8 protein-coding genes are annotated in these 12,587 nt (G+C 67.2%); 7 read left to right on the forward strand and 1 reads right to left on the reverse strand.

What is annotated here, in order from left to right; all coding sequences use genetic code 11:
- Positions 1–64 precede the first annotated feature (64 nt).
- Genes tssK through tssA form a run of 4 tightly spaced genes read left to right on the forward strand, consistent with a single transcriptional unit; the run spans position 65 to position 7,539 of the window.
- Entirely contained in the window at positions 65–1,432 is a 1,368-nt protein-coding gene (gene tssK / locus AB4Y40_RS06020; protein ID WP_368686842.1) for a type VI secretion system baseplate subunit TssK, read from the forward strand.
- Positions 1,425–2,495: a DotU family type IV/VI secretion system protein gene (locus tag AB4Y40_RS06025; RefSeq protein ID WP_368686843.1), complete on the forward strand. Its 1,071-nt coding sequence runs from the start codon at positions 1,425–1,427 to the stop codon at positions 2,493–2,495. The genes tssK and AB4Y40_RS06025 overlap by 8 nt, the downstream gene beginning before the upstream one ends.
- Positions 2,492–6,427 (forward strand): type VI secretion system protein, encoded by a 3,936-nt coding sequence (locus AB4Y40_RS06030; RefSeq protein ID WP_368686844.1) that lies wholly within the window; start codon positions 2,492–2,494, stop codon positions 6,425–6,427. Before AB4Y40_RS06025 ends, AB4Y40_RS06030 begins: the two co-directional genes overlap by 4 nt.
- Entirely contained in the window at positions 6,424–7,539 is a 1,116-nt protein-coding gene (gene tssA / locus AB4Y40_RS06035; RefSeq protein ID WP_368686845.1) for a type VI secretion system protein TssA, read from the forward strand. The genes AB4Y40_RS06030 and tssA overlap by 4 nt, the downstream gene beginning before the upstream one ends.
- 127 nt (positions 7,540–7,666) lie before the next feature.
- Here tssA and AB4Y40_RS06040 read toward each other — a convergent pair whose 3' ends face one another.
- Positions 7,667–8,965, reverse strand: a complete 1,299-nt coding sequence (locus AB4Y40_RS06040; RefSeq protein ID WP_368686846.1) for an L-fuconate dehydratase — start codon at positions 8,963–8,965, stop codon at positions 7,667–7,669.
- Positions 8,966–9,051: 86 nt separating this feature from the next.
- On the opposite strand from AB4Y40_RS06040, the gene AB4Y40_RS06045 reads away from it, so the two are divergent.
- The 3 genes from AB4Y40_RS06045 to AB4Y40_RS06055 all read left to right on the forward strand — a co-directional run bounded on the left by AB4Y40_RS06045 (position 9,052) and on the right by AB4Y40_RS06055 (position 12,499).
- Complete coding sequence (locus AB4Y40_RS06045) at positions 9,052–9,813, forward strand: GntR family transcriptional regulator (protein ID WP_324158346.1); 762 nt, start codon at positions 9,052–9,054, stop codon at positions 9,811–9,813.
- A 126-nt stretch (positions 9,814–9,939) separates the two neighbouring features.
- Positions 9,940–11,451 (forward strand): sugar ABC transporter ATP-binding protein, encoded by a 1,512-nt coding sequence (locus AB4Y40_RS06050; protein WP_368686847.1) that lies wholly within the window; start codon positions 9,940–9,942, stop codon positions 11,449–11,451.
- A gap of 19 nt (positions 11,452–11,470) precedes the next feature.
- Positions 11,471–12,499, forward strand: coding sequence for an ABC transporter permease (locus AB4Y40_RS06055; protein ID WP_368686848.1), 1,029 nt, complete (start codon positions 11,471–11,473; stop codon positions 12,497–12,499).
- Positions 12,500–12,587 lie beyond the last annotated feature (88 nt).

Here is a 12,587-nt window from a genome sequence, read left to right on the forward strand (position 1 = left end):
GTGTCACGCAGCGGCGCGGCAACACTGAGCGACGAAACGTTTAGCAATAGAAAGCAAACACATCATGCGAACTTCGTTTCCCGATCCGGTCTGCTGGTTCGACGGCATGCCCTTGCTGCCGCAGCATTTCCAGACCCAGGCGCTGCACGCGGCGGGGCATGCCGCGTTGCTCGCCGGCGCCGCGCGCGCGCACTACTGGGGCGTGCTCTCGCTGGAGCACGACGCCGCCGGGCTCGCCCAGGGGCTCGTGCGCATCAGCGCGCTGGAGGCAATCCTGGCCGATGGCCTCGCGATCCGCCACACGCCGCACGATCCCGTGCTGGAAATCGACGTGAGCCACGCGTTCAGCGCGCCGGACGAGGAGGTCACGATCTATCTCGCGGTGCCGCCGCTGTATCGCGGCGGGCAACTCGATCCGCAGGCCGGGCGCTACACCCAGCGCGAGAGTCCCGACGTTCCCGATCTCGTCTCGGGCGGCGAGCCGGCTTCGATCACGACGTGGACGCCGCGCCTGCATCTCATGACGGACCTCGGCCGTCACGAATTCGACCGCTTGCCGCTCATGCGCGTGCGGCAGCAGGGCGGCGGCGTGGCGATTGCGGACTATGCGCCGCCTTGTCCGTTCGTGCGCGCCGACTCGGTGCTCGGTCAACGTGTGATGCAGCTGCTGCTGCGCGTGCGCGAAAAATGCGTGTTCCTGGCGGGGCGTCTGCAGGCGGCGCAACGCGCGGAAGAGCGCGACGATTCCGTCCAGATCGAGCGCCAGCTTTGCGCGCTCTGGAGCCGCCTGCCCGAAGTGGAGGCGACGCTCGTCACCGGCATCGCGCATCCCGCCGAACTGTACCGCGCCGTTGCGGGCATGACGGGCGCGCTCGCGGCGCTGCGGCCCGCGCGCGGCGTGCCTGCCTTCGCGACGTTCGATTACATGGCGCTGCTCGCGTCGTTCGATCCGCTGCTCGCGTGGGCGGACGAAGCGCTCGCGACCATTCGTCAGGGGTATCGCGTGCGCGCGTTCACCGAGGAGGGCGGCAGCTTCTGGATCGCGCCGCCGTTCGAGAGCGGCGGCAACGTGGCGCGTGAACTCGTGATCGGTTTGCGCATGCCGCCCGACGCGGGCGAGCACGACGCGAGCGTGTGGCTCGATCATGCCGTCGTCGCGTCGCGGCCCTACGTGCCCACGCTCGCGCGCCAGCGCATGCGCGGCCTCGCGCGCCGGCGGCTCGCGCGCGAGGAGCGCGCAGCCTATGCGACGGGCGACGACACGACGCTCTTCGCGGTGGCCGTGGAGGATGCGTGGTTCGACCGCGCGCAGCCGTTGTGCATCGAGGTCCGCACGACCGTGCCGGGCCGCGCGCCCTGGGCCGTGCAACTCTTCACGCCCACGGGCGACGCCGCCGACGACGCACGCCAGCCGGGAGCCGATCATGCTTGATCCCAGCGACCCGAATGACGAGCGCCTGCCGCTCATGCGCGCGTTCGTCGTGGCGTTCGCGTTCGCGGAGAACGCGCGCCTGCGCGCGGTCGCACTGGCGGCGACTGCAGCCAGCGCCGCCAACGCCGCGAGCACAGAGACGTCCGCCGATCCCCAGCGCGATGCCGACGCGCTCGCCACGCAGCTGCAGTCCGCCACACGCAAGCTCGCGCGCGACGCGATGGCCTGGACCGGCGCGGCCGGCGAAGCGGACATCGCCGCCGCGCAGTACGCCTATGTCGCGCTGCTCGACGAATTGCTGCTGTTTTCGGCGTGGAATGGCGCGAGCGCGTGGGAAACGCATCCGCTCGAAGCGCGTATTTTTGGCACGCGCGCGGCGGGCGAGCGCATTCCGGCCGCCATCGAAACCTTGCTCGCGCAGCGCGATCCGGCGCAGCGCGATCTCGCCAACGTCTATCTCGCCTGCCTCACGCTAGGCTTTCGAGGCCGCCTGCGCGGCGAGGCGGGCGCCTTGCGTCACGATCAGTTGCGCCACGCGCTGTTCGCGTTCGCCATGCAGCGCGACCCCGAGCCCGACCGGCTCGGCGCGCCGCTCGAACGCGCCGCGCTGGCGCCGCGCGAAACCCGTCCGCTCACGCAGATGTTTCCAGACCGCGCACGCCTCGCGCTGTTCGTGGGCGGCGGATTCGCGGTGCTGCTCGGCATCTCGCAGCTGCTGTGGCTCTACGCGACGGCGCCCGTGCGGCCATCGCTCGAACAGTTCGAGACGGTGTCGATGGCGCAAGGGCGTCCCGCGCAGGCGAGCCATACGAGCACCACGGGCATGGTGCTGCCGCGCGCACGGACGGTGCGCAGGCTGCGGCCAGCGCCTCCGCCCGCCGATGTGCAGGCGATGCCGCGGACTCAGGACATCCCAGCGGGGCCGACGGTCGCTGCTGCGCCGCCCGCCACGCTCGCGCTCGCGGCACGGCGCATCGTCACGGTGAGCGCGCAGAACGCCGACGAAGCCGGCGAAGACAGCGAAGACCGCCCTGACGACAAGCCACGCGGAGCACGGCCATGACGACCACACTCGTAGTCGTCCTGATCGTCCTCATCGCGCTGTTGATCGTGGGGCTCGCGGCCGTGCTCGTCGTGCGCTGGCTGCGCGGGCGCGACGAACGCCGGCCGCTGCGCAACTTCTCCGCCATGATGCGCACGGCGCACAACGCGATGGGCGTGCGCGATCCGTACTCGGTGCCGCGCGTGCTGGCCACGGGCGCACCCGCGGCGCTCGACGCGCTGGCGCTCAGCTGGCGTCTCTCGCCCGTTGGCGAGCCGGCGTGGTTCGGCAGGCTCTGGCACGACGCCGAAGGCATCCTGATCGCGGAGCCCGGCGACTCGCTCGGCGCGCGGGCGGCCGCCGAGCGCCGGCGCGGCTCGACCGGCGGGCGTTTGCTGCGCGGTTTGCTGCGCAACCGGCCGGGCCGACCGCTCGACGCGCTCGTGTGGGTGATCGCGCTCGATACGCTCGTCGACGAAAACGGAACCGCGCGCGCGGACACCGACGCAGCGCTCGAAGCCTCGCGCACGGTGCTCGCGCTGCAGCGTCAACTGGGCCAGATGCTGCCGCTCTACGTGGTGGTGACGGGCTGCGACGCGCTGCCGGGCTTCGATGCGCTCGCGACCCGTCTGCGCCGTGAGCGCATCGAGACGCCGCTGGGCTGGGCCTCGCCGTATGCACCGCGGCGCGCCTTCGAACCCGCGTGGGTAGACGAAGCCTTCGCCGACATGAGCCGCGCGCTCGCGGCGACGGTCACCGAAATGGGCACGCTCGACGGCGCGCTGGACGGCGACGTGTTCCTGCTGCCTCAACGCCTCGACACCCTGCGCGAGCCGTTGCGCGAGCACATCGAGCCCACCTTGCGCGGCGCCGCCGACGGCACCGCGCCGCTCATGCGCGGCATCTGGTGCGTCGGAGCGATGCCGCAAGCACAGGAGCGCGAGGAGCCCGCCATCACGAACGCGGCGCGCAGCGAGGCGCGCGCCGCGCCGGCCTTCGCGTCGCGTCTCTGGCACGACCTGCTGATGCCGGGGCAGGGACTCGCACTCGCCATTCCGCGCGTGCTCGCGCTGCGCATGCGGCGCTACCGCATCGCCACGTTCGCGGCGATCGCGCTGGGCGTGTGCTGGTGCGTGGGCCTCGGCGTGACGACCTGGCACGTGCGCAGCGATGCACGGGCGCTCGCGAGCAGCTACGATGCGCTCGCGCTTGCCAGCGTCGCCTGGCACGAAGCGGGCGCGAGCAGCAGCGAAACGGCGGCGGCGAACGCGCTGGGCAGCGCCGCGAACGCCTTCGTCAAGGTGCCGCGCTGGCAGCTCGCCACGCCGTTCATGCCGCTCTCGTATTTCGGCCTGCGCCGCCGGCTCGACGACGCGCAATACCACGTGTTGAGCGGGCTCGTGTTCACACCGCTGCGCGCGCGGCTCGTCAGCCGTCTCGCCGAACTGAACTGTGACGGCGCCACCGGGTCGGGCGACAACGCGAGCCTCGCGGCCGCCGCGCGGCGCCCCCAGGACCTGCCCGAGTACACCCAGGGCACACGGCTCGTCACCAACGCGGCGCAGACCGAGCGGCTGATCACGAACTACAACGAGCTGGTGGAACGCGATTCGGGCAACACCGTCATGCTTGCGCAACTCATGCGCGGCGCGGTGGGCGTGAGCTTTTCGCCCGATCACGTGGCCGACCGTACGGGGCTGGACGACGCCGTGCGCGCGACCGCGGTGGAAGGCGGCGAGCTGTCGTTCGACGGCACCGAGGCGCGCGCCGCGCACGCGCGGGCGAGCGTGTGCTTCGAGGAAACCTTCGATCGCTGGTTCGACGCCATTTATCAGGACTCCTCGCTCACGACGAACGCCGCGCAAATCCAGGCCATGCTCGCCGATCTCAAGGCACCCGGTGCCGTGCCGACCACCGCGTCGCTCTCCGAACTGGCCACGCGCATCGACACGCTCGCAACCCAGGTCGACACCGCGGACCACGGCTGGGCGGGCACGCACGGCCAGGAACTCGTGCCGGGACTCACGGCGACCTTCGACACCGCGAAGGGGCTGCGCCTGATCGGCGCGACGCCGGTGGCGAGCGTGCTGGATCACGAACAGAGCGAACAAAGCGCGTTCGCGGCGCGGTGGCTCGCAAGCGGCAACCTGCCTGGCGTGCTGGCCTCCAATCCCACCACAGGGCTGCAACTGGCACCGGACCTGCTGCCGCTGCGCGACGCGTTGCGCACGCTGCTCGGCCAGTCGTTCGTCGCGGGCGAAGGCAATGCGACGGCCGAAATTCGCGGTGTGGATGCCGACTCGGCGCAGCGCGCACTGGCGATCCTGCCCGCCTACAAGCAATACTCCGCCGGACTTCTCGCGCAGGCGCCCGAAGCGTGGCGCGGCGCGCTGCTCGCCGCGGCCGGCAACGCGACCGTGCACAGCATGGTGGCCGCGCTGTCGGCACCCGTTGCGACAGCGGCAACATCGGCGGGCGGGGCGCGCAACGTCGCCTACGCGCCGCAGACGCAAGGCGCGTCCTTCGACATGCTGCGCAAGAACGCGACCGATCTCGTGGAAGCGTTCGACTCGCTCGGCCGCGCGGATCTTGCGCAAGCCGTTGCCCTGCGCGTGAGCGACGCCGCGCTGGACGTGCTGCGCTCGACCGATGTCCAGTTGCAATCGCTGGAACCGTTTCGGCCGCTGCGCGGCGACTTTTCGGCGTGGAACGGCAACGCCGGCGGTTCGATGCGCGCATTCGGCGCCGCCACGCCCGAAGCGCTGCAAACCTACCTTGCCGCGCAGTCGAGCGCGGTGGCGGACACGGCCACGCTCGCGTCGAGCGCGCTCGACTGGCTGAGCACACAGAACCCGCCGCTTTCCACCGCCGACGCACGGCTCGTGGCGCGCTGGAAGGCGCTCTTCGCGGACCTCGCGCAATACCGCGCGCGCAGCCCGGCGAGCGCGCTGGTGGCGGTGCCGTCGATCATCTCCAACCAGCTCGACAAGATGGACCTCGACACCTGCAGCGCCTCGCTCGCGCAGGTGGACGTGCCGGGCTCGGGCGACATCGTCGCGAGCGCGGGCATGCGGCTCGTCTCATCGGCGCGAGAGCGCTGCTACCGGCTGCAGATCGGCACCGGCGGCGAGGCCTACGAACAGCTGCGCAACTATTTCGCACGCTACCTGGCCGGCCGCTTTCCGTTCTCCGCGGATGCGAACGCGCAGGCCGCCGACCTGCGGCAGACGGCGGCCTTCGTCGCGCTGCTCGACGCGAAGCTCGCGGACGCGCAACGCGGCATGAGCGCCGCGGCCGCGAGCGGCGGCCCGCAAGCGGGCGCGCAGCAGTTTCTGGCGAAGCTCGCGCGCGCGAAACCGTGGCTCGACGCGCTGGTGGCGCGCGGTGCGGACGGGGCGCTCGTGGGCGTGGACGTGGCGGTCGATTGGCGCATCGATCGCGCCGACGAAGCCGGTGCGGACCAGGTGATCCAGTGGTCGCTGGCAAGCGGCAGCCAGACGCTCGCCTGGCCCGCCACGGCGGGCACGCCGCTGCGCTGGGCGCCGGGCCAGCCTGCCGCGCTGAGCCTGCGCTGGGCGAAGGACGGCCCGTGGCGGCCCATGCAGGACGCGTCGCAGCCGACGCTCTCGGTCGACGGCGAAGCGGCCACATGGGCGGCAAACGACACGTGGGCGCTATTACGCCTCGTGCGCCTGCACGCGGTGCCGGACGACGGCGTGGATACCGGCACGGGCGCGGGCAACGCGCGCATGGTGCTGAACGTGCCGGTGCGCGACCGCAACGGCGGCACGCAGACGGCGCGCATGTTCATGCGGGTGGGCATGACGGGCGCGTCGAAAACGGCGCTCGCGTGGCCCGACCTGCCGTACGCGGCGCCGGGCTACAGCGCATACGGCACGCCTGCGGTCACCTATGGACCGGATCCGTCGAGCACCCAGGCGGGGCGCGGATGAACCCGGCATTCGACATCGAAGCACTCGTTCAACCGATACCGGGCGGCACGCCGGCCGGCGTCTCGCTGCTGCACGACGCCGCCTTCGACGCGATCAAGGCGGCGCGCCGCGAGGACGATCCGGCGTTGCCCGCGGGCATCTGGCAAACCACGCTCAAGGTCGCCGACTGGGCCGCTGTCGAAGCGGGCTGTGAGGACCTCCTCGCGCGCCGTAGCAAGGACTTGACGCTCGCCGCATGGCTCGGCGAGAGCTGGCTGCATCGATACGGATGTGTTGCCTTGCCGGATTGCTTCGCCCTGCTGAGCGAATTGTGTGCGCGCTATTGGGACGACATTCATCCGTTGCCGCGCGACGGCGACCTGGGCTTTCGGGCTGCGCCGCTCGCGTGGGTTGCGCAGCAGTATCCGACCTTGCTTGGCGGGCGGATCGCGTTGTGCGCGGGGCCTGATGGATCTGCGTTGACGCTTGCGCGCTGGCAGGGTGCGCAGCGCGAGGCGGTGGCGGTGAAGGACCGCAAGGATGTGCCGGCCGCGAAACGCGAGGAGGCCGCACGCGTGGCGCTGGCGTTGGCTCAGGCCGCGCATGCGGCGGAGCCTGCCGCGTTGCGCGATCAGTTGCAGGCGCTGCGTGCCGCTCGCGCGCCCATCGCGAAACTCGATGCGTGGTGCACACAGCGGCTCGGCGCGGAGGCGCCGTCGTTCGGAGCGCTGCTGGAGACGTTGGAGCGCATGGAGAGTGTGCTGCGTGACTGGCTCACGACGCATCCCGAGTGGGAGGACGTACCGATGGTTGAAGTCGCAACGATTCAGGAGCCGGCGGCGGTCGAGCCTGCAGCGGGTCAGGTGGCTGCGGCGGGTGCGGTGCTGGAGCCGGCTGGGCCGAGGAGGCTCGATGCGCCGCAGTCGCGTGATGAGGCGTATCGGTTGCTCGCCATTGTTGCCGAGTACCTCATGCGCTATGAGCCGCATAGTCCTGTGCCATATATGCTCAAACGGGCGCTTGACTGGGGTGGGAAGCCGTTGCCCGAGCTGCTCGCTGAACTGATGGCCGGTGAGCGGGGCAGGGCGTTGGGGGCGGCGCTTGGGTTGCTGCCTGAGGGCGGCGAAACGTAGGTGTGTTTTTTTTGTTTTTTTCTGACACCGACTGGGCATGCTTGTTTTCGCGTCGGTATGCAGGCTGCTCCGCACAGGGGCAACGCCTGCATACCGACGCGAAAACAAGGAAAGGCCAAGGTGGCCTTTAACCCCGCCAGGCCTCCCCCTCAGGGAAATGATACTTATCAAGCGATCCAGCGATCATCTCAATGCTATACCCAGGCTTCTGCGGCGGCATATACCGCCCATTCCGAATCACAACAGGATCAACAAAATGCTCATGCAAATGATCCACATACTCGAGAACCCGATTCTCGAGCGAAGCCGAAACACACAAATAATCGAACAGCGAAATATGCTGCACATACTCACACAGCCCAACGCCACCGGCATGGGGACAAACGGGCACACCAAACTTCGCCGCCATCAGCAGCACGACGATGACTTCGTTAAGTCCCCCTAACCGACAGGCATCCACCTGACAAAAATCGATCGCCTGCGCCTGCAACAACTGCTTGAACATCACACGATTGTGACAATGCTCGCCAGTGGCAACCCCAATCGCCCCCAACCGCCGGCGAATCTCCGCATGGCCGAGAATATCGTCGGGGCTCGTCGGCTCCTCGATCCACCACGGATCGAACTCCGCGAGCCGCCGCATGTTCGCCACCGCTTCGTCCACATCCCACACCTGGTTGGCGTCCATCATCAGCTTCAAGTTCTCGCCGATCTCCTCGCGCAGAATGCGTGCGCGCCGCACGTCCTCGTCGAGATTGCCGCCCACTTTCTGCTTGAAATGCGTCCAGCCCAGCGCGACGCCTTCCCGCGCGAGGCGCCGGATCTTGTCGTCGTCGTAGCCCAGCCAGCCGGCCGAGGTCGTATAGGCGGGATAGCCCTGCGCGAGCATTTCCGCTTCGCGCGCGCCCTTGGTCTTCGCGTGGCGATGCAGGATGGCCAACGCTTCGTAAGGCGTGATCGCATCGGTCACGTAGCGAAAATCGAGGCAGCGCACGAGTTCCTCGGGACTCATGTCCGCGAGCAGTTTCCATACAGGCTTGCCAACCGATTTGGCCCACAGGTCCCACACCGCATTCACGACCGCCGCCGTAGCCAGATGAATCGCGCCCTTGTCCGGCCCGATCCAGCGCAACTGGCTATCCGAAGTGAACGCGCGCCAAAAGGCGCCCATGTTCGCGGTAATGTCTTCGAGCCGCTTGCCGACGATGAGCGGCACCAGCGCATTGACCGCCGTCACGCAGATTTCATTGCCGCGCCCGATGGTGAACGTGAGCCCGTGCCCCGTGAATTGGTCTGGAGAATCGGTTTCGAGCGTGACGTAAGTGGCGGAGTAGTCCGGCGCGGCGTTCATGGCGTCGGAACCGTCGAGCGAACGCGAAGTGGGAAAGCGGATATCGCGAACGGACAGGCTGCTGATCGTGGTCATTCGAACTCCCTTCTAAAGGGACGGCTTTCGGGTAGGGGAAAACCAGGCGTTTGCACGCGTTGACAACGTTGAATCTGCTACCTAGCATGCTAGCATGTCTTCTCAAAATCAAGCGCGCCGTGAACTCTTCATCCGAAGTGGCGAGTGTCGCCGGCAATCCTTATGTCGCACTGCAAAAAATTAGGGGCGGCGAGCGCGGCAGCCTGACCGATGCCGTCGAGCACGCACTGAGAGAAGCAATCGTGACGCTCGCGCTGGAACCCGGAATGATGATCGACAAGATGGCGGTCTGCGAACGCATGGGCGTGTCGCGCTTTCCGGTTTCCGCCGCGCTGGCGAAGCTCGCGCATGCGGGTCTCGTCGAGGTTTTGCCGCAGCGCGGCACGCGCGTCAAACCGATCGCGCTAGACGATATTCGCCAGCATCTGTTCATTCGCAGCGCGCTCGAAGTCGAGACGGTGCGCGGCGTCGCGCGCATGAAGGACCGCGCCACGATCGACGCACTGGCAGCCAATCTAGACGAGCAGCGCAAGATCGCCGGCAGTGGACAGCGTCTCGAGTTTCATGAGCTCGATCTGGCGTTTCATGAAATCCTGCTCGACGCGGTAAACCTGCCGCGCGTGAAAGAGATCGTCGCGGTGTCGCGCAACGCGCTGGACCGCGCGAGGCAATTGCTGGCCAGTCCCGAGCGTCTCGTGCACACGCTCGACGAGCACGAACGGATCTTCGAGGCCATTCGCGCCGGCCGTGCCGACGCAGCGGCAAAAGCAATGCACGACCATCTCGATCAGGTGATCGAGGAATTGCGCCGGTCCGCGAAAGAACGGCCGGATCTCTTTGCACCTTGAGCCCGTTAACCTTACGTCGAGCAACGCCCCGTCCTTCAACCCCTTTGTGCAGCGCTGCAAGCCACGCCGCGCACGCAATCAAGAGGCCCCGGTAATGTGTCTGGCTTTTCTTCGCGGATCAGCGCCATGACGCCGCTCATCTCCGTCAACAAGCTGAGCAAGAGTTTTCCCGGCGTGAGAGCGCTTCACGAAGTGCAATTCGAGCTCATGGCGGGCGAGGTGCACGCGCTGATGGGCGAGAACGGCGCGGGCAAGTCGACCTTGATGAAGATTCTAGCGGGCGTGTATACGCGAGATTCAGGCGACATTCTCTACGACGGCCAGCCCGTAGCGTTCGCGAGTCCGGGCGAGGCCCAGGCCGCGGGCGTCGGCATCATTCATCAGGAACTCCAGCTGATGAATCATTTGACCGTCGCGCAGAACATGTTCATCGGCCGCGAACCGCGCGGACGTCTCGGGCTCTTTCTCGACGAAGACAAGCTCAATGCGCAGGCCCGCGCGATTCTCGCCCGCATGCATGTGCAGCTCGACCCGCGTAAGGTGGTCGGCTCACTTACGGTCGCGAGCCAGCAGATGGTCGAGATCGCCAAGGCGCTGTCGTTCGATTCGCGCGTGCTGATCATGGACGAGCCGACTTCCGCGCTCAACGACGCGGAAATCGCCGAGCTTTTCCGCATCATTCGCCAGTTGAAAGAGCGGGGCGCGGGGATCGTCTACATCTCGCACAAGATGGATGAGCTCAAGCAGATCGCCGATCGCGTCACCGTGCTGCGCGACGGCGAGTATGTCGCCACCGTCGCCGCCGCCGATACGAGCGTGCAGGCCATCATCGGCATGATGGTCGGCAGAACGCTCGCCGATGTCGCCCCGTACCCGGGTCCGGCGCACCAGGGCGAAGTTGCGCTCGAAGTGAAGCATCTGAACGCGGGCCCGCTCGTGCGGGATGTGAGCTTCAGGTTGCGCAAAGGCGAAATACTGGGCTTTGCGGGGCTCATGGGCGCGGGCCGCACCGAGGTCGCGCGCGCCGTGTTCGGCGCGGACCCGGTCGAATCTGGCGACGTCTTCGTGAAAGGCGCGAAGGTATCGATCAAAACGCCGAGCGACGCGGTCGCGCACAGCATCGGCTATCTCTCCGAGGACCGCAAGCGCTTTGGTCTCGCGACCGGCATGGACGTCGAATCGAACATCGTGATGTCCAATCTCGGCAAATTCCTTTCGCTGAACGTGTTTCTGCGCCGCGTGCAAATCCGCAAGAGGGCGGCGCATTTCATCAGTCTGCTCGCCATTCGCACGCCTTCGGCCACGCAGCCGGTGCGTCTGCTGTCGGGCGGCAACCAGCAGAAGATCGTCATTGCGAAGTGGCTGGAGCGTGACTGCGACGTGCTTTTCTTCGACGAGCCCACGCGCGGCATCGACGTCGGCGCGAAAAGCGAGATCTACAAGCTGTTGCGCGCGCTCGCCGAACAAGGCAAGGCGATCGTGATGATCTCGTCGGAACTTCCGGAAATCCTGCGCATGAGCGACCGGATCGTAGTGATGTGCGAAGGCCGTATCACTGGCGAACTCTCCGCCAGCGAGGCGACCCAGGAGCGCATCATGCATCTCGCGACCCAGCGCGAAACCCTGCAAGCGGCATGAGCCTCAAGAGGTCGAATCCATGACTATGCAATCGGATACTGCGGCGCTGGCCGACCAGAAACGGTCGTCCGGCTTGAAGGCGCGCATTTTCTCGCCCACTGCGCTGCAGAAAATGCTCGCGTTCGCGAGCCTGATCCTGCTGCTGATCTTTTTCAGCTTCGCTTCGCCTGCCTTCATGCAGATGGACAATATCCTCGGCATTCTGCAGGCGACCGCCGTGAACGGCGTGCTCGCCATTGCCAGCACGTTCGTCATCATCACGGGCGGCATCGACTTGTCGGTCGGCACGCTGATGACCTTTACGGCGGTGATTTGCGGCGTGTTTCTGACCTACTGGCATTTGCCGATGTGGATCGGCGTGCTCGCCGCAATCGGCACGGGGGCGGTGTGCGGAACCATTTCGGGCACGCTCACGGCGAAGATGAAGATCCCGCCGTTCATCGCCACGCTCGGCATGATGCTGCTGCTCAAGGGCCTTTCGCTCGTCGTCTCGTCCGACAAGCCGATCTATTTCAACGACACCGAAAACTTCTACATGATTTCGCAGGACTCGCTGATCGGCTATTTCCTGCCCAGCGTGCCCGTACCGAACGCCGTGCTGATCCTGTTCGTGCTCGCCATCGTGAGTTCGATCACGCTGAACCGCACCGCGCTCGGGCGCTATACGTTCGCGCTCGGCAGCAACGAAGAGGCCGTGCGGCTCTCGGGCGTGAACGTCGATCGCTGGAAGATCGCGATTTATGGCCTCGGCGGCGCGATTTGCGGCATTGCAGGGCTCCTGATCGCGTCGCGCCTGAACTCGGCGCAACCGGCGCTCGGCCAGGGCTACGAGCTGGAAGCCATCGCGGCGGTGGTGATCGGCGGTACGTCGCTGAGCGGCGGCTCGGGCACGATACTCGGCACCATCATCGGCGCGTTCATCATGAGCGTGCTGACCAACGGCCTGCGCATCATGTCGGTGGCGCAGGAATGGCAGATCGTGGTGACGGGTCTCATCATCATCCTCGCGGTTTACGCGGATATTCTGCGTCGCAAGAAGAGTCAATAGGGAGACGAAAGAAGCAGGAAAAGAACGGGGAGTAAAACAAGGCTCCCTCAACGGCTGGAGGTCTATGGCCCACCTTAGGAGGAGAAAT

It is taken from the genome of Paraburkholderia sp. EG287B, assembly GCF_040965595.1.
In the GTDB taxonomy this organism is placed as follows: Bacteria; Pseudomonadota; Gammaproteobacteria; order Burkholderiales; family Burkholderiaceae; genus Paraburkholderia.